Here is a 25,726-nt window from a genome sequence, read left to right on the forward strand (position 1 = left end):
AGGCAGCCGTCGTTGGCGGGCACCATTCCTGCCAACTCGTTCAGACGCGTAGGTCCAACTGGGATGCGCGGCAGCAGTCCAGCTCGTGACCTGGGCCTCAGGTCTTATGAGCTGGGCGGGCTATTGCCGCTCATCTTTGGCTTGCAGAGTTCACGCAACAGGGGCGCAAAGGATGCCGGGCGCTGGGCGCGCCAAAGCAATCCCGGTCAGGGGAACTCTGACTTTCTTTCTTAGTTGCCGGATTTGTTGAGCGCTGTGGCTCAGTCCGTCGGAACCACCGCGACCCTATGCGGCGGTTGCTGGCCCCGACATAGTTCTTGACGGAGTCGGCGGCGATCGCGTCGGCGCAATTCGAGACAAGTCACGTCTCCAGAGCGAGTATGCCGGACGTAGTTGATGATCACGCGCTGGTGTTAGCTGGCGGCCGCCAATTGGCAATTGTCCACTGCCGAGCGGCATAGGCGATGCAGCTTTGCTGGTATTGACTGCGAGACCACCCAAAAAATTGACCGCATCAACGTCAGTCAAGCCGAAAGACATAGCCAAATATTCAAGGCTGAACATATGTGCTCCTTTCGAAAACTCTTCGTCATGAAACCGGTGGCATCCGTAATTCAGGACGCATGCCGCCGTGTGCCAAGATGATGATCACCTGACGATGATCATTGTGGCTGACACTGCTGCATCGTTATGAATTACGCTTCACCGCACTTTGTACGGCAATGAGGAAGAAGCCGTCCGGATCTGATCAGGACCGAGCGCTATGCCTGCGCCACAGGCTCAAACTGGCAAATCATGTGTCCCTATCCTTATCGTTCTTTTTATCGAATCGCTTGGGCGATACCGTTCTTAATTCGAGGTTTGCTAAATTAGTGTGGCTCGAATCCGACGTGGATGAGGCAATTTCGGGGCGGTTCCGAAGGGATCGATTCAGCCATTCGGTCCACAGCCCACCGAGGTACAGACGATGTTGTAGATGCGATCTGGCTCGACCTGTTCAAAAAAGGGCCTGGACACGTCCAATCGTCGTGCCGGGTCCTCGGCAACCATGAACTCGAACGTGCGCGTATCGGCCAGATACCGCAGAACTTCAATCGGGTCCCTGCCGGTTCGGGCTGCGACCTTCGGGTGAGCTTCGATCGCAATGACAACCATTCTGGCTGCGGCGACACACTGTCTGGCGCCGATCAATGCATCCAGCTCACCCCCCTCGATATCGAGTTTGATGATGCAATGCTCGGGCCGATGCGCCAGCACAGAGTCAATGGTGGTCACGGGTATTCCGTCGCGCTCGGCGGGCGCCAGGTATCGAGCATGTCCATCCTGATCATAATCGGGCGTGCAGAGCTCCCCAAAACCGACATAGCTGCCCACGGCCGCGCAGAGCGCCCGCGCCCTGCACAGCTGGTTGGATAGAGTCAAAGCCAAAGCAGCATGGGCTTCATCGTTGGGTTCAAAGGCCACCACGTCAGTGATCGCCGGGAGCTGCGACAGGAGCAGCACTGAGATCAAACCGAAGTCCGCTCCGCAGTCGACCAGCGTCACGCCAGACGGCATCGCGCTGGCTTTTTCGGTGATCGCACGGACCAGCTCACGTTCATAATTCAGAATATCAGTTCGATCCCAGCGCATTCCTACGGGAACGTAGATCGGATGCTCGGCATCTACAAAATAACGGATGAACCCTCGCAGCAGGCTGAACCTTTCTGCGACCGCGAACAGCCGATATCCGCCGCGGAGTCTGCTGCGGCAAAGGGCCTTCAGAGCGGTGAACAGGAGGGGCTCGTGAGCCAGTATTGGTTGCGTCGGCACGCCCTCTCTCCCCAAAACCAGCCGGCGGTCGTCCCGTCCCATATGCGCAATGCTCGAAATCCGGTCTCCGTCCATTCTCGAACTGGAGGCCGCAGCGTGAGACACCTTCAACTCAACGACGACCGACCTGCCGAACTCTGGTCATGTTCCTGACGTTCATTAGCTTTGTCGGATATGGAGCACCGCGTAGGCCCTTCAATGTCTGTGACCGCGTCATTGGTCGAAGAAATGCCGACGATGCCAGGCGACGCGGAATGCTGATCGTCACCAACACGGAACGCTTTCCCCCGGCCTGGAGCTCGTCGGGCGTAACGGGCAACACCGTTCACGCGGGTTCAGCCAAAGAGTTTTTTCGGCATCGGGGTGCCGGGACCGTCTGGATGGTCGACTGTCACCCTCCCCTCTTGCAGGAGCTAGTCCTTGCAACCCTATTTTGGAAGGATCGTCCGCCGATCATCACGTTCGATCTCGTTCTGCGTGAGCCAATGCGTCTGCAGGATCGACTTCTGCTGCCGATCAAGAAGTCTATTCTGGCGCGCGTCGATCACCACATCCATGTGTTTAGAGATCTCGGCGGATACGAGCGGGTGTTCGGCATTGGCCCGGATCGCAGCTCGTTTGTTCCCTTCAAGGTGAACCTGACGGAACGGCACGCACTTTCCGCCAATCCCGAGGGCAGCTACGTCTTGTGCTTCGGCCGATCGCTGCGGGACTTCGATACATTTTTCGACGCGGTCGAGCAGCTTCCATTTCCCGCGGCTATCGCTCGACCCAACCCTTCCGAGCTCCGAGCCCACGGGGCACGGTTTTCGCGTTCGCTCGATCTCCTGCCCAAAAATGTGGAAATCCTGGACGACGATGGCACTGAAGCAGCCCAAATTCGCCTATTGGGAGATGCGAAGCTCGTGGTTTTGCCGATCCTGAAACACAGCATCGCGGCGTCGGGTATAAGTATATGTCTGAACGCGATGGCTTTGGGAAAGTGCGTGATTGCTTCGGAGGGACCTGGAGTGTCCGACCTATTCGCAACCGAGGTTTTGACCTTCCCGCCGGAGAATGCTGCGGCCCTGCGAAACTTGATCCGGCGGACATGGGAGGATGATCAGCTGCGCCTCCGCACCGCCGAGGCTGGTCGTCAATATGCCAGCTGGGTCGGCGGCGAGACGGAGCTGTACAACCGGATCATCGATTGCATTGTGCGGTGGCAACTGTCGCGACCGCAACAACCGACCTACGATTCTTTGCGAAACTGATTGTAGTGCGTCGCCTGCAGGGGCCCGTATATGCGGGGTTCATGAAAAACGGCTGCATCTCCGCTGTGAGTTGCGATGAAGTCTCTTATCTTCGGTTCACATTCGAAAACCCAGATCGGGTCCAGCATTTCGGCGGCCTGCTGAATCAAAAGTTCCTGGACGTCGGTTGGAACTGAATCCCAGTGGATCAGCAGGGCTCCACCCAGCCGCCGCAAAAAGTGCTCCTCTTTCCGTTCATATTGGATGACTTGCCGAGCGATACCCATCGATAAATCCTCCCGCTCGAGACACCGTCCTCGAAATTGGATTTTGAACCAAGAATGTTCAGCCGGGCTTCAACTCCTCTCAGACCTGCAAGTTCCTTTGCGGCATTTCAAACTTCGTTGCCGAGGAATAGGGAGGCGGTTCAACGATGATCGAACTGGGGGGTTCTGCGGATCATCGACGCCTGTGCCCTGAGAGGGCCAACCATACAGTTAGATCAACCCGCTTGCACTCGCGGCGGGATGCACGAGGTTACGGCGAGGAAGCTTATGAGCAAATCCCGCCAACCACGCAGAGAACTCAACCGGGGAAACGGTACTGCTGTCCAGAAATCTTGGCAGCGATAGCAGATTGCAGCGGCGACTCGACAAGCCCGGTTCGCATGTGGTCGCCGACACGATCCCTAATTCATCCAACCACGGAAGAAAACCTGGGTGCGTGACACCGCTCGGATAGCAAAAGTGAACCGGCCTCTTTCGACCGTCGGTAATCCGAGCAATGTAGTCCCTGTTTTCGGCGATCTCCTGCTTGAACAGCTCTTCGTTGAGCGGCACCCGATGCCTATGCGTGTGAAGCTCCAGTTGCACCAGGGCTGGATCAAGCTGCCGCAGCTCGTCGGCCGACATGATATGGAGGATCCGGGAGCCGATCGTCGAACCATAGTCGACGCCGAGTTCGGTGGCGAGACGGCTCAGCAGGAGGTCCTTCTCCGACGACGACAAGCCTTCGCTCGCGGCAAAATGCCTGATCAAAGCCGTCAGGCGCGCCCGAGTCTCGCCGCTAGCCAGCTTCACCCGGCCGAGATCCCCACCAAATTGGCCGGAATCGAGGGTGCGCGCTCGTCCCTTCCACAGGAGATAGCTGCACATGACATCGAATACTGGAAGCTGATGAGACGAGTAATAGCTTGTCAAATAGACCGAAGCGGGAAATCCGTACTTCCTCAGCAAGGGATAGGCCTGAGAATAGAAGTCCGCAAACCCGTCGTCGAATGTTATACAAAGTGATCTTGCCGGCAGCTCGCCATCGTGCAGTTGCTGCAGCGCCGGTCCAAGCGGCACGACGTTGAACCCACCCCGACATATGGCCTGCAACCGTTCTTCGAACAGTGCTGGAGAAAGATAGAGCTGCGGGTTCCAAAGATGCTCGTCTGCGCGCGCCACCCCATGATAACACAAGATCAACAGCCGATTTCTTCGCCATCGACTGTTGGCCACCATCGTGCAACCACCGGCGCGCTCAGCGGCCTGCAAAACGAACAGCTTTGCGGTCTTCAGCATTGAATCGCGCCCGCGTTATCTTACACCGGCCCACGTTCAAGTTGGATCGCCATGCCGCTCTGTCTCTTCGTTTTCGCACCGAACCGAAAACCGCGGCGCACTCCTCGATCCGATCGTTGGGAGACGCTCCTAACGCACATATTTACTGTTGGCGTATATCATAAATGTTCGTAGAAATATCTTAAGATCCAGACGAAAGCTGATATTTCGTACGTAATATAGGTCAAATATTAGTTTCTGCCGCGTTTCATCCAGGTCAGCCGCGTACCCATAGTATACTTGGGCCCATCCCGTAAGGCCTGGAACAACCGAGTGCCGGAGATCATATTCCGGCAGCGCCATGCGATAGGCCTCGACCAGAGCTGGCTGCTCGGGCCGAGGCCCAATCAAACTCATATCGCCCTTCAGAATATTCCAAAGTTGCGGCAGCTCATCGAAATGCGCCAATCGCAACCAGTGCCCAAGCGGAGTTATCCTCGGATCGTCCCTCACCGTCGCGACGACACCGGACCCGTGACGTGTTTCCATTGTGCGTAACTTGCACATGTTGAAAACACGCCCGCCCTTTCCGACCCTCTCCTGCCTGAACAGGATTGGTCTTCCCATCGAGACCAAGATAGCCAGCGCGCAAATTGCCAGAAGCAATATGGTCGCCGGAGCGACGAGGACCACGAACAAGATATCGAAAATTCGCTTGACCTCGACATAATGGAACGTCGGCAGCCCCGCGATTTCTCGTCCGCCGACCCTATCAAACAACCTGACGCTCATGACGCGCGCCCTGCAAGCAAATGTCGGGTAAGGGGTCCAACGAACCGGGAAAACCATTGTTCCTGATAAAGCGTAAGCGATTTGAATAAAATCGATTCAAAGCGCGCACGCCGCGAAAAGCGCGCAGCCGAGATCAGCGAAAAGGGAGAGCCGAGAGAGCTGTCGATTATTATCCTGTCGACTCGTCAGGAGATTCAGAATTAACTGACCCGCTCACAGGGCGAGAACGCTTGCCCCAGACCAAGTAGGCAGCGGCGCCAATACCAAAAATCGCTCCGCCTGCAGGCGCAAGAAGAAAGCCGGCGATGAATCCGTACATCGGAATCAAAACCGCCAAAGCGACAACTTCGCCAACGAGAGCAATTACCAAGATGAAAATCATATGTGTTCTACAGCCGCGGTCATCATAAGGTTCTGCCTGAGAGGCGCGCTTACTCAACTCGGGCCGCGCGCAAACGCGACATGTTTGCTAGCCTAACACAGTAATGCGCTGAACGCGACAAATGCCAATCGGTTGCCAAATACGCCGCCCAGGGCCGCTCGCAGATGATGTAAGCGGCGCTCTGGCGACGAGGTGCAACAGGCCAGCATCCGGGATCATTGAAGCGGTTCGAGGTATGCGGAGATCCGCATCAGGCCGAGCCGAAAATAGTCGTTTTTGAGAACCGAAGCGGCGCATACATGCCGATAGGTAAGCGCCGGAAGCGCAGGAAATTGCCATTTGCAGGCCGGCATCTCGCGAACGTCTACACACCTCCATGAGTCCGATCCCAAGGGAAAGAGATCGAGAGCCGCGTGGCGATCCAATTTGAACGGACGGAGCTCTAGCCTTTTGGCTTGAGCCGCGATCCAACCGGCCGGTGCCCTCGACTCCAGTTGGAAACTTGCCACGCGGCTCGCGCGTGCCCAGTCAGCAGGAGAACTGCTCCAATTCCCGATGCGAGATACCCCTGCAACCAGTAGCTGAACGAGGTCAGCATCTTGGGCGACCGTGCGGGAAACAATGCTCCCGCAGCAGCCATCACGCCGCCGGCCAGTTCCAGCGCGACCAGTTTTCGCCATATCGGAGCAGTAAAGATCGCGAGCCAGACTGAAGCGATGAAGAGGGCCAGCAGAACAAAAGGCATCACGGATCGCAGTGCCTTTCCCGAGATGAAGACAAAAGCGAGCCGCGGGCGCGCAGGATTGGCCAGATTTCGAAGCAGCAGCGTTTGCTGAAGATTGCCGGCGCCTATCCGGACCCGCCGGCGAAAATCCTGCTTGTTGGCCGTTGCCTCCAGTTCAGTTGCCACAACCGTTTGATCGTATATCGCCCGCCACCCGCCATCCACCATTCGCATGGGAAGCACAAAATCATCGTTGATGGTGTCTCGATCCAGCGGGGTGAAGAGTTTTCGGCGAAACACGTAGAATGCACCATGGGCGCCCATCGGGGCGGATACGGCCGCTTCGTCCGATTTGATCCGGACCTGGTAATCCCAGTATGCCCGTTCTCCGGGGGATGCGTCGTCGGGCATGATGTAAGTCCCGCAGACCACGCCGACACCCGGATCGGAGAAATGAGCGGCCGCCCGCGTCAGCGCATCCGGTTTCAGGACCGCTGACACATCGCTCAGTGCCACAAGATCCGCCTGGAGTTCCGGTATCACCCGGTTGAGCACCGCCACCTTCCCGATATTCCTGTCGAAACATATCAGGTTCAGCTCGACGTTCGGATTTTCGTTGGCTTCCTTTCTTGCCAAGCGCTCGGTTGCGTCCTCGCAACCGTCGAGTACGACCGTTACCGACAGTTTTCCCGGCGCATACTCCAGCTCCGCGCAATTCCGAACTTTTTGTGTGATGGACTTCTCTTCGTTGTGAGCAGGGACCAGCAAGCCCACCGTGGGTAAAGTTTCAGTGTCTGCTCGCGAGGTCGTCGAATGCCTGTCCCCGAACCAACGGCCAAACACCCGCAGAAGCAACGGGTAAGCGGCATGGTGGTACAGCATAAGCGCCGCGCAGAGTGCCAGCACCGCGACCATGAAATCCTTTACGCGGGCAGCACCCCTCGCAGCGCGCCCTCCAGGTGAGCTTAGGTATGTCGCCTTGCCGAGCCGGCAAGGCATGGTTTATCTTTTCCTAATGTATGGGAGTATCGAAGCTGGGCGGCGGCCGCTTATCTGCTATCAGCCGACGCCGGACCCCAAAATACCTGTGGGGCTACCTCCCCTAGCCCATCCGTCGCCGCGCTCCATATCAGAAGGCGCAACGGAGCGGTGGCGGGCAATGAGTTCATCCCGGTTGATGCGCTATGCGGCTGCAGGTGCCATCGTTCTCGCCTGCTCCCTTTCCGCCTTTGCCCAATCTGAGGGCGAGCCTGCGAGCAAGGAAGATCTGGAGACCCTACCGGTCCCGGATATCACGTTTGCCGAACGTCTTTCGCTGAGGTTTCAGGACCATCCAGAGCTATCGGGTGATTACCGTGTCTCGCCTGACAACACGCTTTCGGTGCCGGTGGTCGGGAGAATGAATGTTGCTGGCCTCTCGCTTGTTGGGCTGGAACAGCTGATCGCAAAGCGTGCCACCGAGCTTGCCGGGAATGCTACTTACGTCACCGCGGAAATCGCCGCCTATCGCCCGATTTTCGTCTCAGGTGATGTCAGCAGATCCGGCTCGATAGAATGGCGGCCGGGGTTGACCGTGCTTCAGGCCGAGGCATTGGCAGGGGGGCTTTTCCGCCCACAAGAACAAACCGCGGGCGGCGGCAGCATGATCGACACCGACAAGACGTTGCGCAAGATTGAAGATCAGCGAAATCGCCTGCTGGCGAGCGTCGCACGCCTGAAGGCGGAGAAGGAAGGGCTGAACAAGATTGCCATCCCCCCCGAACTCATCGAGCTCGCCGGAAAAGGAGAGGCGACATCCCTGATCTTGGAGCAGCAAGCGCTTATGGATGCACGTAGCGCGGCCCTCACGAAGCAATTGTCGTCGCTGGAGAACGGCAGCAACACTGCCGAGCAGGAATTGCAGGGATTGAACGACCAGGCAGCTCGGGTCGATGAGCAACTGCAGAAATTGCGGGAGATGCAGGGCCGCGTCGCCACACTGCTTCAAAAGGGCCTGGTGGAGAAGGAACGATCGCTGGAGGGGGAGCTCAGAATCTCGCAACTTGAAGAGAAGGCCATCGAAATCGCGGTCTCGCGGGCGCGGGTGCAAGGTGTCGTCGCGGGGCTGCAGCAAAATGCCGTCACGCTGAAAGAGGACCGCAAGGCAGCAATCGACACCGAGATTTCGAGCAAACAGGCAGAGCTGGCGCAGATCGAGATTGACTACCAAGCCGCCAACCAGACATACCGCGAGCAGAGCGCGCAGGGTGAGCATGTTCGTGGAACAGCCTCCCTCCCCCAACCCACGACTGAGTACACGATCGTTCGGCGCAACGAGAGCGGGGAACGCCAGCTCACCGCCAAGACATCATCCTATCTCCGGCCGGGCGACGTCTTGCTGGTCACTCGCCACGTGAGCGGACCGGGGGCAACAGACGACAAAGAGCGAACAGCCGCTGACAGATCTCAATGAATATCGAGCTGCGTCAACTGGAGGACATCGTCGTTGCAATCTCGAGCAACGACGGGAGGATTATCGGCTTCACCACGCCGGACCTCGACAACGCGGTTTCATCCATCTCTCAATCGGTGGCTGAGTTTCTGGCGCGATCAAGGCAGTCGGTTTTGCTGATCAATTTCCTAAAGCCGATCGGCCATGCCGATGACGACTCCTTGTCGATTTCAGACGCATTGGCAACAGATCGCATGGTCCACAGTATCCAATGCCTGGATATAATCGAAGTGCATCCAGGCGCCAGCAGTCCGTACGTCTTTGCCGACACCGCTCAACTCAGGCAAGTCCTCGCGCAGTACCTCGAGAGCTATCAATTTGTCATCCTGCAGCTGGGACCTGTGCTCACGGTCACGGCTACGACCCTCAATCCGCTTCCGATCGGCGCAGCCTGTGACTACGTACTGCTGACCTGCAAGCCCGGCTCAGTCAGGCGACAGATGCTGAGAACCGCCGTCGCGAGGCTGCAGGCGGCGCGCTGTCGCATCGCAGGCGTCGTCCTCAACGAAAGCGGCTATGCGAGCGTGGGCGCACAGATTGCACGCGTCTGCGGCTGGATTCTTTGGCCTCTGCCTTGGCTTCGCAAGCGCGTTCAGGCTTGGGCCCTGACGAGCGAATTGCTGAATTGAGGGATCGGATGCGCTTGGCAAAGCTCGGAGCTGGAGGCCTGAAGTTGGTCAGATGAATCTCCAGCTCTTGATAGCTGCATGTTCGGCGCTTCTCGTCTCGCTGGCTTGGCGCATGTCCACCAATCCCTATACGCCGCTACTCGTCGTAATACTGTTCGTCTGCATAGTCTCTGCTCTAAGCTGGCCGTCTGCGTTTCTGATGTTATTTGTTATATTTTCAGTATTCCGGATACACGAGGTCCTTCCCGTCCTGCAACCGATGCAAATCCCCCTGCTGTTGAGCGAACTGGGTCTGGCGTCGGTGCTCTGGCATATGTTCCTGTCTCGCCGCGTTAAACCATTTCTTTCCCACGAACTGATAGCGATGCTGACATTCTTTGCTATTGTATCGCTCGGCGTCTTCTTTGCAAAAACATATGATCTTGCCTACTCATACTGGAGCGAGAACTACATAAAGCTAATCATGATTACCCTCGCATTGGCTTGGTCTATGCAAGAGCCTTCAGACTTTCGTTCGGCGACTTATTTCATCACGTTTTCGGGAACATTGATCGGGGCTATGACCATCTGGAATAGGGTGAGTGGAACCGGACTCGTCGAGCTTACCCGGTCTGCGCTGGCTGCAGAGTTCGGCTCGCCCCTCAGCGACCCCAACGTTCTGGCGCTGACGCTGATCTTTTCACTCAGTTACGCTCTTTCTCTCTTGCTCTCGCCCACGCGCGCCGGTGACCGAACACTCGGCATTGCGGCAACCGCCGTAGCGACAGCGGCGGTCATCTGCACGCAAAGCCGTGGCGGCCTTCTCGCGTTTGTCGCCGTGATTGGCGTCGGCGTGGCGCGCATGTTGAAGTCGCGTGGCACGATCCTCGTCATCGTGCCTGCTGTGGTAGCCGGGCTCTATTTCGGCATGGACCTTTCTCAACGCGTCTCGGGGGGAGATGCGGATCTGACCGACGAGTCCGCAAATGGTCGGCTGTATGCCTGGCAGGCAGCCATTGGCATGGCGATCGATCGCCCTTTGACCGGAGTCGGGATGAACAATTTCGCGAATGAATTCTACACTTATACTCCCGTCTGGCTTGACCGGCCGATTACAGCGCACAGCATCTGGTTCCAGGTTCTTGGCGAGGTCGGCGTTCCAGGTCTTCTGGTTTTCATAACGATAATAGTGCTGGCATTCCGCTCCCTGATCAGGACCGACCGCCTTCTGTCGCAAAGGGCCGACGCCCGAGAGATGCAGGGCTTTACCAGCGCGACTTTGCTGGCCTTGGTTGGCTTGTGCGTGGGCGGATCATTCCTCAGCCAGGCATATGACTGGATCCTGTACGTCATCCTGGCGATGTCCGCGGCGCTTTCACGATGGGCGGCCACCGAGGTTGTGCACGACGCCCACCAAACCCAATCCCGCTCAAGTCGGCCTGCCAACCAGCAACTTGCTCCGCCTTTCGTCAGGCTGCCTTAGTTTTCGGAAGCGGGTGCCATCATCTGCGGTTCACCGCGCATGGCCGGATAAAGCAAAGCTGCGAACGCTGCCGCGTAGAAGATAGCTGCCAGGATCAGCGTGGTCCAATCACGAGGCTGGAGCCAATGGTCGATCGCATAGCCGATCATCACTGCAGGAAGAGAGACAATCAGATTGGGCAGAACGACCTGGCTTGCGTATTCCCTAACCGGCACATTCAGAAGTCTGAAGCCGTAGAACAGCGGCGCCACTCCTCTCCAGAGCGCTGCCGCAACAGCTGCTGCTACAGCAATTCCAGCGAGACCCCAAAATCCGACCAACAAGGCGCTCGCGGCGAGGATGGTCAGCCCTTCACCGGCCGAGAAGAGCGTGAGAGCCCTCTGCATTCTCATTCCCATGATCACCCAGAACGTCGTCCACTGGGACAGCGCGAAGAACTCTCCCGCCAGCAATATTGTCAGCTGCTCATAGGCGCCAGGAGCTCGCCCGCCCTGCCACAGGTGAATGAAGCTATCCCCCATGAGCAAAAGCCCGAAGGTAAGAAAGCAGCTCAATGCGGCGTTGTATCGGCCTCCCATCAGCAGAAGTCTTCGCTGGTCTACCTCGGCGTCCACCTGGAAGAGCTGAACCGATCGGGCCGCGACTGCCTCGGTAGCGGCAGAAACAAATGAGTTGCAGTTGGTGGAAAGCTGACGGGCGATGGAAAAGATCGCGACGCTCCCAGTCCCGAGCGTGTAGCCGATGATGATTGGGGGCAGTTGAAGCACCAGGGATCTGGTGCCGTTCATGACTGCGAATTCCAGCCCCGTGCGAATGATCTGAGCAGCGATCCGGATCTTGAACAGGCCTGGCCGCAGCGAGAGCCTTCGCTCGAGAACGAAACTAGTCACCATGTAGCCGACGGCGGCAAGACACCCGGTGAAGAGCGTGCACGCGGCAATGACCCAGATCGCGGATCCCGCGCCGACGAAAACGAACAGCATCGCCAGTCGAAGAAGCATGGACGGGATTTCGACCGAGTTCATCAGGTCGAAACGCTCATAGCCCCACAAGAAACAGGTGTATGGCGCAGCCACGAAATGGATCGCGCTGGCGAGCCCCATCAGCCATACGGCCCGAGCCACATCTGGTGCCTTCTCGGGCGGCATTTGAAAGAAGGCATTGAAGGCCCATGGCATGAACCAGCTGACCAATACTATTGCGAGGCAGCAGGCACCGAGCACCGCGACCGCAGTGGTGAGAATCCGGCTGATTTCGGCCACGTTGTCGTTTGCACGTTGCGCGGCGATCAGTCGCCCCACCGCTACCGTCATCCCGAGGTCCAGCAGCCAAAGCAGGGATGTCGTAGAGACGACGAGCGCCCATGTGCCGAATTCGTTCACACCGAGCTGGCGCAGGAGATAGGCGGCCGTCACCAAGCCGCTGAGGGCGTTTACGACAGCGCCCGCAGAGTTCGCTACAACGTTGGCCGTCAAGGATCGCGGCAAATCCCGCCTCCCAGGCGCTCACGTCGACGGCCTCGATTTTGCCGCGAGTGCGCTGCAGCCTATAAGGATCAATCTTCCCAGAGGTTCCGGCTCTGGAAAAGACTGATCGTGCGAGGCTGGCAAGTTTCGCGTAGATTCCTCTACGTGCGTCGATAGCCCTGTGATGAACGCACTTTTTCGTGTTCTCCTTCCCGCATCCTTCACCGGTGTCCGTATCAGTTGTTGGCTGACGATCGGTGTCTTTCTCTTAGCTCTACAACCTTCCTTTGCCGCATCCGACGCAATCACCTCTGTCTGGGCCAATGACGGCGGAGACAAAGTCACGAGAGACGAGTTGCGCGCGCACGGGAATGCCGCCTCGGTGCGCAATTCCGTATGGGATGGTGAGAGCATCCGGCTATTCGCGGCGGCCAATGAGGTCGTCTCGTTCAATCTGGTCATTGAGGCCGCCGATCAGACAGCCCACGCCGTGGGCGTGTCGCTTACCGACCTGTCGAACGGCTCAGGGGTGCGACTACGGCACGCCAAGCGTCCGAAGGAGAGACTTTTCGATTGGACATCGACCGAGATCGAGCTCTTCTTCGTCCGCTATCTGCAGATCCGCGGATTAAGCCAGCTCTCCTACGGAACGTATGACGAGCGGCACGTGCCCCAGCGGCTGCGGCTCCCATCCGACCTGGTCGGAAGTGGAGAATGGAAAGATCGCCCGGGGGCCGACAAGTTTTTCCCCGACATTGCAGTTCCCCTGGAGCTGGTGGGCGACTTCGATATTCCGGCGCGCTCGAACCAGAGCGTGTGGGCAGACATCTACGTGCCGCGCGACGCCTCTCCCGGCAGCTATGCAGGAAAGCTCACCGTCACCGAAGAAGGGAATGTCAGATTTGTCGTTCCGGTGGAACTGACGGTTCTCGATTTCGCCTTGCCCGACCAAACGACTTCGGGAACGATGGTGGCTACCAGTTACGAGGAGATTGCGCGCCGCTATACGGGCAACGCCTATCCTAACCCCGGAACACCTCAGGACAGGCTCGCGCGTCTTGTGGCGGACCGCCAGTTCATGCTGGCGAGACGACACCGCATATCGCTTGTGGACGACAACTCCGGTGCGACGGCTTGGCCGCAAGATCGTCCCCGGCCCGAATGGATTGCGCGGCTGACCGGGAAACTGTTTTCGCGCGCCAACGGCTATGCAGGCCCGGGAGAGGGGCTGGGGTCCGACCTCTTCGTTGTCGGTCTCTACGGATCCTGGCAGTCGCTTTGGGGCGGATCCGACCAGCAAACGCTGCGCATGCACACGAGCTCCTGGGAGAGCTGGTTCCATGCCAACTTCCCTGCCGTCGAGCGGCTTCTTTACCTGGCGGACGAATCCCCTAATTTTTCGCAGACGGAGCAGTGGGCGAACTGGATCAAGCAAGGGTTGGATGCCCGTCCGCCCCTCGCAACCCTTGCAACTGCCAACCTCGTCGAGAGTCTGGATAAAATGCCATCGGTATCGGTCCTGGCCAGTTGGATCGGAGTGGGCGATACATCCATCTGGGACGCCGCTGTTGAAAAGCTCAGACAAACCGGCAGGCGGCTATTCTTCTACAATGGCATGCGACCTGCTTCGGGTTCGTTTGCTGTCGAGGACGACGGTGTAGCGCTGCGCGAGCTGCCCTGGGGACAGTTCAAGAAAGGCGTGGATCGCTGGTTCTTCTGGAACGCCACTTACTACGCGAACTATCAGGGTAGCCGAGGCGATACCGACGTCTTCGAGAACGCACAGACCTTCGGCGGCGAACCCAAATTCGACCGAGTCACCGGCATGACCGGCTGGAACACCTCCAACGGAGATGGTGTGCTGTTCTACCCCGGAACCGACGCGATTTTTCCCGGCCAATCATATGGTCTTGCAGGTCCTATAGCCAGCCTTCGCCTGAAATACTGGCGGCGCGGGATCCAGGACGTCGAATATCTAGCCTTGGCAGACCGAGTGGATCGCAAGGCAACCTCCGCCATCGTGGAACGTATGGTTCCGAGGGTTCTGTGGGAAACCGGCGTAGGGTCTTCGTCTGATCCGACCTGGGTTCGCGCGCCAATCAGCTGGAGCGTAAACCCGGACGACTGGGAAGCCGCCCGCAAGGAGCTCGCTCGCATCATAGCGGGCAGGAATCCCGCTGGCGCGGAGGAAGGCTCTACTCGATGACCAGATCACCTGCACAAGTAACCGGGCTGCTGCTTCAAGCCAGCTGGCGCCGCCGATGGCTTCTCCTCGTGCCCCTGCTCATCATGACGCCGGTCGGGATCGCGGCGAGCAAATACATGCCGCTGAACTACGTGTCGCGATCGCTCCTGATGCTCCAGGAGTCAGGCGACATATCTCCACTGACACGGGAACCGATAAATGCGCAGTTCGTGTCGAACTCGGAACGCTTGGAGGCCCTGCGCGCGCTTTTGCTCAGCGATGCGGTGCTGACGGGGGTGGTGCAAGACCTGAACATCACCGAACCGAAGGCGAGAGCCGAAAAGCTCCAGCAGCTGAGAGAGACTGTGAGGCTGGAGGGTGACGGAGGCGCGTTCGTTGAAATCTTCCACTCTGGACCGAATCCAGTGGGTTTGGGCCAAGAGCTGAGGACTGTGATTCTCCGCTTTCTCGACGCACTGGTACCAGATCAGAGTCGACCGGACGCCGTCACTCTGCTCGCGGAGAAACACCAGCGCGACCTGGCCTCCCAGGAATTGTTGAAAACACAGCTGGAGGCGAAATTGGCCAGCTCCACTTCCGCCGGCACCGAGACCGACATAGCCAAGCTTGCGGGGAACGGTGGCCAGTTTGAGGCGGCTCGTGCCCAGCAACAAAAGACGATTGCCGATCGCGATCAGGTGCAGCGCGAGCTTGCCGCTCTTGAGAGCAAGATCCAGGCGACCCGAGCGCAGCTCGAAGTGACGCAGCAAAGGCTGAGGTCCGTGCGCCTTGCTTCGGCACAGGGAGTACTGAGGGCGCCGGAGCTCATCCGTATGATAGACCCACCGCGCGATCCGGAATTTCCTACCCGTTCGGCAAGGATCTATCTGCTGGCCTCGCTTGCCGCCGGAGCGCTGCTCGGTATCGCGCTGGCCAGCATAAGCGAGTTTCTGGATACCAGCCTTCGAACGCCCGAAGAATTCGCCGATGCCGTTGGCGCCCCAGTCATCGCCAGAATCGGTCGTGCCGGGGCTGCTCTTTCTTGAGCGCTCAGCTTTTCAGGCGATGAGCCGCATCAGTCCGAGCCCGCATCACCTGACGCCAGATTGCTCCCAGAAGGGACCCCGCCGGCGTCGCGCAGATCAGCGAAGCCAACTCGTACGGCAACAACCGATCGGACGATCGCGCATAACTTCGTCTCAGCCGGGCGGCGGCGCGCCATTCACCCCAATAGCCCAGCACGCAGGCGGTCTTGAACGCTCTGATAGCAAGTACCTGGTTCAGCAATTCCGCGAGATGAGGCGGGCAAATTTGCTTGATCTCATCGGAATTATCGAGGAAGGGCTCGATCTGCCGAGCGCCGCTGAGGTTGCCACTCAAGGCTGATGCATTTCGGTAGACCAGGGTGCGAGGCGCGAGATCAATGGCGACCTGCTCGTTGAGAAGCACCTTCAACCACAGAAACGCATCTTCGCCATATCGGCATCGCCCGCGATCATAGAATCCTCCGAATCGCTTGATGGTCTCGGTTCGAACGATGGTTGTGCAGGGCGTCATATATGCAAGAAGCGCGACCACAAATGGGGGATCACTCCGGGGGAGGAGCCGAACGACGCCGTTGTAAAGTCCCCGCGATCGCCATAGCGGTTCGGTCGACTTGCCGGGAGGTATGTCGATGTATCCAGAGGTGACGCTCGCCGCCTGAGGAAACGTGTCCAACAGCTGTAATCCTGACGTCAGGAAATCGGCAAGCCACGCATCGTCGGCGTCCAGGAATGCGACGTAAGCTCCCCTCGCCTCGCGAAGTCCTCGATTGCGCGCGGCACCCGGACCCGAGTTTGGCTGAGTGACGATGCGAAGGCGACTATCCTTGTAGGACCGCGCAACAGAGGCTCCGTCATCCGTCGACCCATCATCGATCACGATGACCTCGAAGTCCTGGAATTCTTGCGACAAGACAGAGTCCAGCGCGCGCCCGACGTAAGCGCTCTTGTTGTACAACGGGATGACCACGGATACCTTCATCGCCGGTCCGCTATGTCGTTCATTCAGCAGTCATAGAATTGGCGGTACCAGGATACGAAGGCGGGAACGCCAGTCGAGATTGGCGTGTCCGGCCTGTAGCCAGTAAGCGCCAACAACAGATCCGCGCTTGCCTCGGTCCGCGCGATATCGCCAGGCGGCAAGGGCTTGAATAGCTTCTCTGCGTTTCGGCCGGTGGCCCGTTCGATTTCCGCGATGAATTCCAGCAGACTGACGGGATGCCCGCCTCCGATATTCACCAAACGAAACGGAGCAACCGGACTCAGTGTGTCGCCTGGCACGCTGTTCTCGGCAGATGTCGGGTCGCGTATCGGAATGCAGCCGATTAATCGGCTGATGGCCTCCACGAGGTCATCGATGAAGGTGAAATCGCGCTGGCTGGCTCCGTCGTTGAAGACCTCGATAGGCTCATTTCGAAGAATGTGCCAGACGAACAGGAACAACGCCATATCCGGGCGGCCCCAGGGACCGTATACGGTGAAGAAGCGAAACGCCGTAGTGGGCACGCCGAAAAGATGCGAATAGGAATGGGCCATGTGCTCGGTCGCGAGTTTGCTGGCCGCGTATAGCGTCAGCGGAAGAACGGCGGGATCGGTCTCGCGGAACGGAACGCGCGTGTTGCCCCCGTAAGCCGAGCTCGTAGACGCGAGCAGGAGGTGCCGCACCGGTTTCTTCCGACATGCCTCCAGCACATTGAACGTACCTATCAGGTTCGCATCGACATAGGCGCGCGGATTTTCAAGGCTGTAGCGAACACCCGCTTGAGCCGCGAGGTGGACCACGATTTCCGGCTGAAGGTCCGAATGAAGGTCGGCATACCGCGATCCCTCCTCCAGCATGAACTCGAATGCCTGGTAGCGGTCATACGAACGAAGGATTTCCTGCCTCCGGCGCTTCAGCTCCGGATCGTAGTAGGACGTCATTCCATCGACGCCGATCACGTCATTGCCCTCTTCCAGCAGCCTTCGTGCAGTGTGAAAGCCGATGAATCCTGCGGCGCCGGTGACGAGAGCTCGCATTTGTTCCTCCGTCCGCCCCCAGCCCAAGCCTGCCGCCGCCCGGTCCTCACATTCGCCAATGGACAATGCCGTCCTGAGCTTGCCGTTCGAGCCGGCTCTTCACATCCATTACAATCCCGCGCCCGTTCTTCAGGATACGCCGGATCAATGGCCAGCCGGCCTGCAGGTATGTTTCGTGGGGAACGGCGACGATCACCAGACTTGCAGGAGAGAGGTCCTCGAGCCGCTTCAGCTCCAGACCGTATTCGCGTGATACCAGTTCGGGTCGCGCCAGCGGATCGCTCACTTCGACGCTGACGCCAAAACGCTCGAGCTCCCTTACGAGATCGATGACGCGTGAATTCCGAACGTCCGGCACGTTCTCCTTGAAAGTCACTCCGAGGACGGCAGCTTTTCGTTCACCCGATCCATGCGCCAGCAAGAGCCGCACGCTCTCCCGAGCGATGCGCTGCCCCACTGCGTCATTGACGCGCCGACCGGCCAGTATCACTTGCGGGTGGTATCCTTCCAACTCGGCCCGGTGCGTCAGGTAATACGGATCGACCCCGATGCAGTGACCTCCGACCAAACCCGGCGTGAAAGGCAGGAAGTTCCATTTTGTGCGAGCGGCGGCGAGTACGTCCGAGGTATCGATTCCCAGCAAATGAAAGATTTCGGCGAGCTCGTTCATGAACGCGATGTTCAGATCGCGCTGCGAGTTCTCGATTACCTTCGCGGCCTCCGCCACTTTGATCGACGGGGCCCGATGAATGCCGGCTCGCACCACCGAGCCATAGATGGCGGCAATCAGTTCCGCTGTGGCGGGGCTATCTCCGGAGACGACCTTTCTGATGTTCTCGAACCGGTGCTCGGTGTCGCCCGGGTTGATGCGCTCGGGCGAATAACCGAGACCGAAATCCACTCCCACCTTGAGCCCTGAGAGGTGTTCCAGAACGGGAGCGCAATCCTCCTCGGTAGCGCCGGGGTAAACCGTCGACTCGTAAACCACGCAGTCCCCCTTCTTGAGGGCTCGCCCGACGGTTTCCGTGGCCCGCAGAAGCGCGGAAATGTCTGGTCGTCGCGCCTGGTCGATAGGTGTCGGCACCGTAACAATGAAGAAGTCGGCGTTGGCGAGTTCTGCGGCATCATCCGTGAAATGGAGAATGGGATTGACCAGGTCTGCAGGCTGGGCTTCACGGGTGTGGTCTATCCCCCTGCGAAGCTCCGCGACGCGAACGGGATCGATGTCAAAACCTGTGACAGCATATCCTGCGCGCGCAAAGGAAGCCGCCACCGGAAGCCCGACATAGCCCAGTCCGATTATCGCGAGCTTGCGGTCGCGCGCGCCCGGTTGGCCTTCCATCGGATACTCCTCCCAGTCGATTTGGACTCCGCGGGAAGCATGTGGTCACTGCTGCGACAGCCACGACTCCAGTTGAAGGATCGCGAAGAGCCGCTGGCTGTGATCCCGCACTCCTGCCGCATTCTCGGAGATCAGTCGCCGAATCCCGTCGGACTTCAGCAGGCCGGTCGCGGAGAGTGCTTCACTGTCGGCCACACATTGAACTCGCTCCAGCAATTCTCCGGCAAACCAGTGTTGGAGAGGCATCGAAAATCCTTGTTTCGGTCGTTCGAACATCGACCTGGGAACAAACCGCGCCAGAAGGTCACGGAGAATTCGTTTTCCGCCGCGATCGTCAAAGAGGAACTGGTCGGGAAGAGACAATCCGAAGGCGAGCACCTCCTGGTCCAACAGCGGAGCTCTCGCCTCGAGACCATGCGCCATGGTCGCGACATCGACCTTCGGCATCAGATCGTCGGCAAGATAAGTCCGCAGATCTGCATAGCGCATCTTCCGCAAGGCAGATCCTCTCGCCCGCTCGTAGTGGCGCGCGATCAGCTGTTCGGCTGGATTGTCGCCGGCAAGTCGCCTCTCCAACAGTTCCCCGTCGTAAAGAATCTCTGCGTCCGCGTCGTTGACGAATGAACGCAGTGCCGCGAAGCGCGCGGCCGGTGAACGTTCAAGCACCCCAAGCCCACGCTCGATCCGCCCTATCCTGGGGTTGGATCGAAGCTTATGGCTTCGGCGGACCATTGAAGCGCCGAGGCGGACCATCCGCTTCGGCATAAGCTTCGCCAGGCTGTCGATGCGCGCCGCATTTGCATACCAGGCATAACCGGCGAAGCCTTCGTCCCCACCGTCTCCTCCCAGGGACACGGTTATCCAGCGACGCGCATGCTGGGCAATGGCGTCCACAGCCAATGCAGAGGAATCGGCGTATGGCTCTCCAAACTGAGACGTCAGCTTGGATGCAGTGCCCACCACCTGCGCTTCGGCCCTCAGGTTCTGATGTTGGGTGCCGAGATGGCTGGCGACGGCAAGGGAGAACTCGCTCTCGTCGAAAGCTCGGTTGGGGAATCCGACGCAAAAGGTTCTCGCGGACCTGCAGCGATCGCTGACCATTGCGGCGACGAGGCTTGAGTCTATCCCCCCGCTCAGAAATATGCCGAGGGGAACGTCGCTGCGAAGCCGCAGGCCTACCGCCTCGTCGATCTTAGCGTGAAGATCGTCGAGCGCTTGCTCGTAAGAGCCGCGATAAGGCTCGCCGTCGGCCGGGTCCCAATAGCTGCGCAGATTGAGTTCGTGCGCGTCTATCGTCGCAACACTCGCGGCAGGCAGCTTGAAAATCCCGGGGTAGATCGTGTGCGGCGCGGGGATATAGCCGAGGCTGAGATATAGATCGAGCGACCGAGAGCTGATGGAGGAGCCGACGAGGTCAGCGGCGCGCAGGGCTGCCAGAGACGACGCAAAATAGATACAGTTACCGTGGACGGTGTAGAAGAGTGGCTTCTTGCCGATCCTGTCGCGCGCCATCAGTAATGAGCCACGTCGGTCGTCCCAAACGGCAAAGGCGAACATGCCGCGCAGTTCGTCGACGGCTCTTTCGCCCTTCAGTTCGACCAGTCGAAGAAGAGCTTCCGTGTCCGAGCGAGTGCGAAAGACCTGGCCCCTCCGGGCCAGTTCGTCCCGCAGCTCGAGGTAGTTATAGATTTCTCCATTGAAGACGATTGCGACGTCGCCGGCGTCGTCCACCATGGGCTGGTCGCCCGTCTCCAGGTCGATGACGGCGAGCCTGCGATGGCCAAAAATGGCGCGCCCGGAGCGGGAGATCCACAACCCGCCGCCGTCGGGTCCTCTATGTATCATGCTGTACGACATGGCCTGGACCCGCCACAGGTCCGGCCGGGCATCCTCCGACAGCCCGACGCCGCCGGCTATGCCGCACATGACGATACTCCACGCTGCCCATCCGCTCCGAGAAGCGACCGATAGAGGCGCTCATAGGCAGAAATCATCGACGAGCTCGAGTAGCCCGAGGCGACGCGCGCGCGCCCTCTTCTCGCCAGCGCATCGGACAGGTCGCGGTCGCGGAGCACTTTGACAATTGCCTCGGCCATACGCGCGTCATCGTCGCTCGGCACAAGCAGTCCGCAATCAGGTGCGAGGAGGGCTGGGTTTCCCCCTACTGCAGTCGCGACGACCGGCACGCCGCTGGCAAGCGCCTCCAGGATGCTGATCGACGTGCCTTCCGAGACAGAGCCGAGCGCAAACACGTCGAACTCCCGGTAGACCGGCGCCGTGTCGGCTACGCTTCCGACGAATGACACGCGGCCGGAGAGGTCCATCTCGGAGGCATCGGCCTGCAGCTGAGAACCGAGTGGCCCCTCCCCCACGATAATCAGGCGTGCAGCGGGCAACTCTGCAAGCAACCGCTTGAAGGCCCGAAGGAGCATTGGATGGTTCTTGACCGGATCGAGACGCGCCACACAACCGATGACGGGGACATCGGGAGCAATTCCCAGTTCCGTCCGTAGCAAGCCCGTGCGGCCTGCTGCTGCGAACCGTTGCAGGTCGATTCCATTCACGAGCATGACGACCTTTTCGGATGGAATACGCGTGCGTTCGATAAGATGACGCCTCAGCGGTTCCGAAACGGCGACCACGCAATCAATATATCGGGCCCCCCACCAACGCAGGGACTCGTAGAACCATGGCTCGCCAGCAGCTAATCCATGCATTGTGGCGACGATCTGGAGCACACCTGCGTACCGACCTGCCAGACTGGCTTTCCCCCAGATATTGTGCATGTGGAGCACGTCGCAGCGGCGGGACCGCAAGTGCTCTACGAGCGCCTTGTGGGGAAGAAAGTTGGACCGCGCCCCCGGGCATGGGACCAGACTGACATCTACAGCCGCCCCCCTCAGATCATCAGCGAGCGGCCCTGTTTCCTCCAGGCAGGTGACACCTACTTTGTGACCGCTTGCCACGAGACCTTTGGCCAGTTCGCAGGCCATGATCTCCATTCCGGCCCGCGGCAACGATGGCAGCACAATTTCGACGGACAGTCTGCTGCCGTCGTGACGTTCGTACGCGTTCAAGTGGCCGTTCCTGAAATTCGATCGGGGCATAGTTCGGCATAAAGCCGGAGATGTCGCCGGACGCGCTCTTCGAGCGAGAAGCGTTTGGCTGTTTCTCTGCGCGCCTGTCGGGCTGACGCGCTCCTTCCATTGGCCAAAGCCAGGCTGATTGCCGTTGCCAGGCCTGCAGCGTCGTCAGGCTCCACGATCCATCCGGACGCTTCGTCTGTGAGCACTTCCGGGACAGCACCAACCCGCGTTGCAACCACCGGCACGTCCTCACTGACCGCTTCGAGCAGCACATTCGGGAGGCCCTCCGTTCGCGAGGGCAGGACGATCGCATCGAGTTGCCGATAGAGCTTTCGCACATCTCGAACCGAGCCGAGGAAATGTACTTGTGACTCGATGTGCAGCTCGACCGCCTGCCGCCCAAGCGCAAGGCGCTCCGGTCCCTCCCCGGCGACAAGCAACGATACGCTGCCGGCAGGAAGCCGTGAAATCGCGGCCAGCAAGACGTCCACGCCCTTTTCATGACTGAGCCTGCCTACCACGCCGATGGCCGGCCTCTCGGGAAGGTGCAGGTGCTCCAGATCGATGGAGTCGCTCTCCTCCGGCAATTGGAGGACCGCATTGTAGATTACTGTTACCTCAGGATGATCCCTGAGGAACTGTCGCCTGTGCCGTTCAGACATGACGACGAGGCGGTCGGCACGGGGCAGAAGAGCGCGGTCTATTCGGTTGTAGACCCGGACTTTCCAGTCTTCGTTCGTCCATCCGTGACAGAAGGCAAGCCAGCGCCAATCCGGATATCCCCAGCTCAGGAGATACGCCAGCACGGTAGTCCGATAGTTATGCGTCTGGACAATGTCCGGCTTCCATTCCCGGAGGCTCCTCCCGACCTTGCTCAGCAGCGACATGTCGAAGGGACCCGTTTCGGAGATGACGACGTGTTCTATGCCTGCCCTTTCGAGATAGGCGGAGAATGGTGAAAGCGGATGGCCGACCCGCTGAAACATGTAAACGCGCAGCCGAACTCCATATGTCGACAGCCGATCTGCCAGGGCAGCTAACTGCCGGCCCGGTCCAGACACGATCGCCGTGTCGATCAGGGCTGCCACCCGAAATTCACGAAAATCCTCTGATCGATGCGCCCGCGACTCCGCTGGACGGAGTTGGACGGGACTCTCCTGCGTCGGGCCTGTAGCCCGCACGCGGCCACCCGAGACCCGGCTCATCGATGCGCCCAGTTCTTTCGCGATCGATTTCACGGAATCTCCCGATCACCTCCGCGTCAGAACGGCTCGCGCGGATTGGCGCGGCGTCCTTTAGACGGCCCTAATGAATGTGCAGATAGGAGGTTTGTTCCAAACGTAAAGGTAGTCGGCGGCGGTAGCAGCCGGCATGAGCTCGCGCTCTCAACAGCTCCAGCTATCGGCCCCAGCTATGGTCCATATGCTGAGGCGGGACTTGCCTGAAAGCTGTTACCGCTCCAGTTTCCATTGAGAATCTCATGGGGTTCCCGCGGCAAGGGAGAACGATGTGGTTGGCAAAGTTGGAGGGCGCGGTGCGACCAAGAGCCAACCCGGCAAAACCGCGAATAAGCCGAGTATTCCATCCGGGCGCGCCTGGCTGGTCTTCCTCATCCTGCTTGTGGTGAATTACTTTCTGGTCACCACGCTTTTTCGCGAGACGAATGCGCCAACGACCGTCTCCTACACATTCTTCCGCGACGAGTTGGCCAAGAACAATGTGGAAGCCATTCACACACAGGGCCAAACGATCGACGGCAAATTCAGAGCGGCCGTCAAGTGGACGCCGCCCGCCGGGGAGGGCCAGCCCAGTTCGGAGGCCCGGGACGTTCTGAACTTCAAGACCATTCTGCCATCCTTCGTCGATCCGGGCCTGGAGACCGAGCTGATAAAGCGTGGCGTCGATATCAGGGCGACACCAATCCAATCGGAAGCCAACCCGCTTCTCATGCTGCTGTCCGCCTTCGGTCCGGCGCTCCTTATCATTGGCATCTACGTATGGCTGTTCCGCCGTGCCGCGAAACAGGGCGGCGGGATGTTCGGTGGGTTGGGCGGCATCGGCAAAAGCAGAGCCCGACGCTTCGACAAGGAAACGGAGACAAAGGTCAGCTTCGCAGACGTTGCCGGCATTGACGAGGCAGAGAACGAACTGATCGAGATCGTCGACTTCCTCAAGAACCCGGAGAAATACACCAGGCTGGGCGGGACCGCGCCGAAAGGCGTGCTGCTGGTCGGCGCGCCAGGAACCGGAAAGACCCTTCTTGCACGGGCCGTAGCCGGCGAGGCGGAAGTGCCATTCTTCTCGATGAGTGGCGCCGAGTTCGTCGAAATGATCGTTGGGGTCGGCGCCGCGCGCGTTCGTGACCTGTTCTCGGAGGCGCGCAAGAACGCGCCTTCCATCATATTTATCGACGAGATCGATTCCATTGGACGCACCAGAGGTCAGTCCGTCATCGGCGGAGCGAGCGAGCAAGAGCAGACGCTCAACCAGATCCTGACGGAGATGGACGGCTTCTCAAGCCGTGAAGGCGTGATCGTCCTTGCTGCGACCAATCAGCCCGACATTCTGGACAAGGCCTTGCTGAGGCCGGGCCGCTTCGACCGGCGCGTCGTGGTAAATCTTCCCGACAAACGCGGGCGCGAGGAGATCCTCAAGGTGCACACCCGAAAGGTACCCCTTGCCGCGGACGTCGACCTTGCCGATATCGCGCAGACCACTCCCGGGGTGTCCGGAGCGGACATCAAGAACCTAGTCAATGAGGCAGCTCTGCTGGCCGCCCGCAGGGAGCAAGACAAGGTACATCAAAAAGACTTCATCGATGCTCTCGAGAAGATCGTGCTCGGACCGGAACGGCCGATCATTTTGAGCGATGCCGACCGTGAGCGCGTCGCATATCATGAAGGCGGCCACGCGATCCTCGGCCTGGTCGTGCCCGGTGCCGACCCGGTTCATCGTGTCACCATCGTACCCCGCGGCCAGGCTCTCGGAGTTACCTATCAAAGACCTCTGACCGACAGATACAACTATCCCGAAAACTATCTGCGCGCGAAGATCATCGGAATGCTGGGTGGCCGTGCCGCAGAGGAGATCGTCTACGGCACCAGGACCACGGGCGCCGAAAGCGATATCGAACAGGCTACCAACATTGCCCGCCAGATGGTCACCCGCTGGGGCATGAGTGACGCCCTTGGCATGGTCCAGCTTGCTCCGCGTCAGAACAGTTGGGTCGGCGCCTCCGGTTTCAGCACGTCAAAACCATATAGCGACGAGACCGCCGGGCTGATCGATAGCGAAGTCGCCCGGATCATCAATGAATGCCACGAGGAAGCCAAACGCCTCTTGCAGGAACACCGAAGAGAACTCGATCAGCTTGTCGCCGCCTTGATGAAACAGGAATCTCTCGACGAAAAAGAGATTCTCGAGGTGACGGCGCTACCGCCCGCCCCTGCTCTTCCCGATCGTCCCCCTGTCGAGGCAGCCGCAACCAGGTCCAGGTAGGTACAAAGAACATGCGGGC

Annotated in this window: 19 protein-coding genes; 7 read left to right on the forward strand and 12 right to left on the reverse strand. The window is 59.2% G+C overall.

Annotated features, from left to right (window positions below):
• Positions 1–930: 930 nt before the first annotated feature.
• Positions 931–1,812 carry an FkbM family methyltransferase gene (locus tag SAZ10_RS15035; RefSeq protein ID WP_318610051.1) on the reverse strand — a complete coding sequence of 294 codons (882 nt, stop codon included), beginning with the start codon at positions 1,810–1,812 and terminating at the stop codon, positions 931–933.
• A gap of 254 nt (positions 1,813–2,066) precedes the next feature.
• On the opposite strand from SAZ10_RS15035, the gene SAZ10_RS15040 reads away from it, so the two are divergent.
• Positions 2,067–3,065: a glycosyltransferase gene (locus tag SAZ10_RS15040; protein ID WP_318610052.1), complete on the forward strand. Its 999-nt coding sequence runs from the start codon at positions 2,067–2,069 to the stop codon at positions 3,063–3,065.
• Here SAZ10_RS15040 and SAZ10_RS15045 read toward each other — a convergent pair.
• From SAZ10_RS15045 to SAZ10_RS15060, 4 genes are all read right to left on the reverse strand, one after another.
• On the reverse strand, positions 3,044–3,331 hold the full coding sequence (locus SAZ10_RS15045) for a hypothetical protein (protein ID WP_318610053.1): 288 nt from the start codon (positions 3,329–3,331) through the stop codon (positions 3,044–3,046). The genes SAZ10_RS15040 and SAZ10_RS15045 overlap by 22 nt on opposite strands.
• 210 nt (positions 3,332–3,541) lie before the next feature.
• Positions 3,542–4,609, reverse strand: a complete 1,068-nt coding sequence (locus tag SAZ10_RS15050) for a polysaccharide deacetylase family protein (protein WP_318610054.1) — start codon at positions 4,607–4,609, stop codon at positions 3,542–3,544.
• Positions 4,610–4,738: 129 nt separating this feature from the next.
• A complete protein-coding gene (locus SAZ10_RS15055) occupies positions 4,739–5,380 on the reverse strand; it encodes a sugar transferase (RefSeq protein WP_318610055.1) in 642 nt (213 codons plus the stop codon).
• A gap of 824 nt (positions 5,381–6,204) precedes the next feature.
• Complete coding sequence (locus SAZ10_RS15060; RefSeq protein ID WP_318610056.1) at positions 6,205–7,401, reverse strand: glycosyltransferase family 2 protein; 1,197 nt, start codon at positions 7,399–7,401, stop codon at positions 6,205–6,207.
• A gap of 244 nt (positions 7,402–7,645) precedes the next feature.
• Here SAZ10_RS15060 and SAZ10_RS15065 point away from each other — a divergent pair, with 244 nt between their 5' ends.
• From SAZ10_RS15065 to SAZ10_RS15075, 3 genes are read left to right on the forward strand one after another with little or no spacing between them, the layout of a single operon-like run.
• A complete protein-coding gene (locus SAZ10_RS15065) occupies positions 7,646–8,938 on the forward strand; it encodes a polysaccharide biosynthesis/export family protein (protein ID WP_318610057.1) in 1,293 nt (430 codons plus the stop codon).
• Positions 8,935–9,606 (forward strand): hypothetical protein, encoded by a 672-nt coding sequence (locus SAZ10_RS15070; RefSeq protein WP_318610058.1) that lies wholly within the window; start codon positions 8,935–8,937, stop codon positions 9,604–9,606. Before SAZ10_RS15065 ends, SAZ10_RS15070 begins: the two co-directional genes overlap by 4 nt.
• A gap of 52 nt (positions 9,607–9,658) precedes the next feature.
• Positions 9,659–11,068, forward strand: coding sequence for an O-antigen ligase family protein (locus SAZ10_RS15075; RefSeq protein ID WP_318610059.1), 1,410 nt, complete (start codon positions 9,659–9,661; stop codon positions 11,066–11,068).
• Here the strand turns inward: SAZ10_RS15075 and SAZ10_RS15080 are convergent.
• A complete protein-coding gene (locus SAZ10_RS15080) occupies positions 11,065–12,555 on the reverse strand; it encodes a lipopolysaccharide biosynthesis protein (RefSeq protein WP_318610060.1) in 1,491 nt (496 codons plus the stop codon). The genes SAZ10_RS15075 and SAZ10_RS15080 overlap by 4 nt on opposite strands.
• 163 nt (positions 12,556–12,718) lie before the next feature.
• Between SAZ10_RS15080 and SAZ10_RS15085 the strand changes: the two genes are divergently transcribed.
• Together SAZ10_RS15085 and SAZ10_RS15090 are read left to right on the forward strand one after the other, a co-directional pair.
• Positions 12,719–14,740: a glycoside hydrolase domain-containing protein gene (locus SAZ10_RS15085; protein WP_318610061.1), complete on the forward strand. Its 2,022-nt coding sequence runs from the start codon at positions 12,719–12,721 to the stop codon at positions 14,738–14,740.
• 227 nt (positions 14,741–14,967) lie between these two features.
• Complete coding sequence (locus tag SAZ10_RS15090) at positions 14,968–15,765, forward strand: hypothetical protein (protein ID WP_318610062.1); 798 nt, start codon at positions 14,968–14,970, stop codon at positions 15,763–15,765.
• A gap of 4 nt (positions 15,766–15,769) precedes the next feature.
• On the opposite strand, the gene SAZ10_RS15095 is transcribed toward SAZ10_RS15090, so the two are convergent.
• Genes SAZ10_RS15095 through SAZ10_RS15120 form a run of 6 tightly spaced genes read right to left on the reverse strand, consistent with a single transcriptional unit; the run spans position 15,770 to position 23,297 of the window.
• Entirely contained in the window at positions 15,770–16,744 is a 975-nt protein-coding gene (locus SAZ10_RS15095; RefSeq protein WP_318610064.1) for a glycosyltransferase family 2 protein, read from the reverse strand.
• Positions 16,745–16,767: 23 nt separating this feature from the next.
• Positions 16,768–17,781, reverse strand: a complete 1,014-nt coding sequence (locus tag SAZ10_RS15100) for an NAD-dependent epimerase/dehydratase family protein (RefSeq protein ID WP_318610065.1) — start codon at positions 17,779–17,781, stop codon at positions 16,768–16,770.
• A gap of 46 nt (positions 17,782–17,827) precedes the next feature.
• The gene (locus SAZ10_RS15105; RefSeq protein ID WP_318610066.1) at positions 17,828–19,123 is read right to left on the reverse strand and encodes a nucleotide sugar dehydrogenase; all 1,296 of its coding nucleotides are present in this window, start codon (positions 19,121–19,123) and stop codon (positions 17,828–17,830) included.
• Positions 19,124–19,168: 45 nt separating this feature from the next.
• Positions 19,169–21,049, reverse strand: a complete 1,881-nt coding sequence (gene asnB / locus SAZ10_RS15110; protein WP_318610067.1) for an asparagine synthase (glutamine-hydrolyzing) — start codon at positions 21,047–21,049, stop codon at positions 19,169–19,171.
• The gene (locus SAZ10_RS15115; protein WP_318610068.1) at positions 21,037–22,230 is read right to left on the reverse strand and encodes a glycosyltransferase; all 1,194 of its coding nucleotides are present in this window, start codon (positions 22,228–22,230) and stop codon (positions 21,037–21,039) included. Before SAZ10_RS15115 ends, asnB begins: the two co-directional genes overlap by 13 nt.
• The gene (locus tag SAZ10_RS15120; RefSeq protein WP_318610070.1) at positions 22,197–23,297 is read right to left on the reverse strand and encodes a glycosyltransferase; all 1,101 of its coding nucleotides are present in this window, start codon (positions 23,295–23,297) and stop codon (positions 22,197–22,199) included. Before SAZ10_RS15120 ends, SAZ10_RS15115 begins: the two co-directional genes overlap by 34 nt.
• Positions 23,298–23,718: 421 nt before the next feature.
• Here SAZ10_RS15120 and ftsH point away from each other — a divergent pair, with 421 nt between their 5' ends.
• Positions 23,719–25,707, forward strand: a complete 1,989-nt coding sequence (gene ftsH / locus SAZ10_RS15125; RefSeq protein WP_318610071.1) for an ATP-dependent zinc metalloprotease FtsH — start codon at positions 23,719–23,721, stop codon at positions 25,705–25,707.
• The last annotated feature ends 19 nt before the right edge of the window (positions 25,708–25,726 follow it).

The organism is Mesorhizobium sp. BAC0120 (assembly GCF_033542235.1).
Classification (GTDB): Bacteria; Pseudomonadota; Alphaproteobacteria; order Rhizobiales; family Rhizobiaceae; genus JAWRCU01.

Excerpts from the sequence above, each read along its gene's own strand:
- SAZ10_RS15070 (WP_318610058.1), top strand. The coding sequence starts at position 8,935 with ATGAATATCGAGCTGCGTCAACTGGAGGACATCGTCGTTGCAATCTCG.
- SAZ10_RS15055 (WP_318610055.1), bottom strand. The coding sequence starts at position 5,380 with ATGAGCGTCAGGTTGTTTGATAGGGTCGGCGGACGAGAAATCGCGGGG.
- SAZ10_RS15040 (WP_318610052.1), top strand. The coding sequence starts at position 2,067 with ATGCTGATCGTCACCAACACGGAACGCTTTCCCCCGGCCTGGAGCTCG.
- SAZ10_RS15075 (WP_318610059.1), top strand. The coding sequence starts at position 9,659 with ATGAATCTCCAGCTCTTGATAGCTGCATGTTCGGCGCTTCTCGTCTCG.
- SAZ10_RS15050 (WP_318610054.1), bottom strand. The coding sequence starts at position 4,609 with ATGCTGAAGACCGCAAAGCTGTTCGTTTTGCAGGCCGCTGAGCGCGCC.
- SAZ10_RS15095 (WP_318610064.1), bottom strand. The coding sequence starts at position 16,744 with ATGAAGGTATCCGTGGTCATCCCGTTGTACAACAAGAGCGCTTACGTC.
- SAZ10_RS15115 (WP_318610068.1), bottom strand. The coding sequence starts at position 22,230 with ATGCCCCGATCGAATTTCAGGAACGGCCACTTGAACGCGTACGAACGT.
- SAZ10_RS15085 (WP_318610061.1), top strand. The coding sequence starts at position 12,719 with ATGAACGCACTTTTTCGTGTTCTCCTTCCCGCATCCTTCACCGGTGTC.
- SAZ10_RS15105 (WP_318610066.1), bottom strand. The coding sequence starts at position 19,123 with ATGGAAGGCCAACCGGGCGCGCGCGACCGCAAGCTCGCGATAATCGGA.
- SAZ10_RS15045 (WP_318610053.1), bottom strand. The coding sequence starts at position 3,331 with ATGGGTATCGCTCGGCAAGTCATCCAATATGAACGGAAAGAGGAGCAC.
- SAZ10_RS15060 (WP_318610056.1), bottom strand. The coding sequence starts at position 7,401 with ATGGTCGCGGTGCTGGCACTCTGCGCGGCGCTTATGCTGTACCACCAT.
- SAZ10_RS15100 (WP_318610065.1), bottom strand. The coding sequence starts at position 17,781 with ATGCGAGCTCTCGTCACCGGCGCCGCAGGATTCATCGGCTTTCACACT.
- asnB (WP_318610067.1), bottom strand. The coding sequence starts at position 21,049 with ATGTGCGGCATAGCCGGCGGCGTCGGGCTGTCGGAGGATGCCCGGCCG.
- SAZ10_RS15065 (WP_318610057.1), top strand. The coding sequence starts at position 7,646 with ATGAGTTCATCCCGGTTGATGCGCTATGCGGCTGCAGGTGCCATCGTT.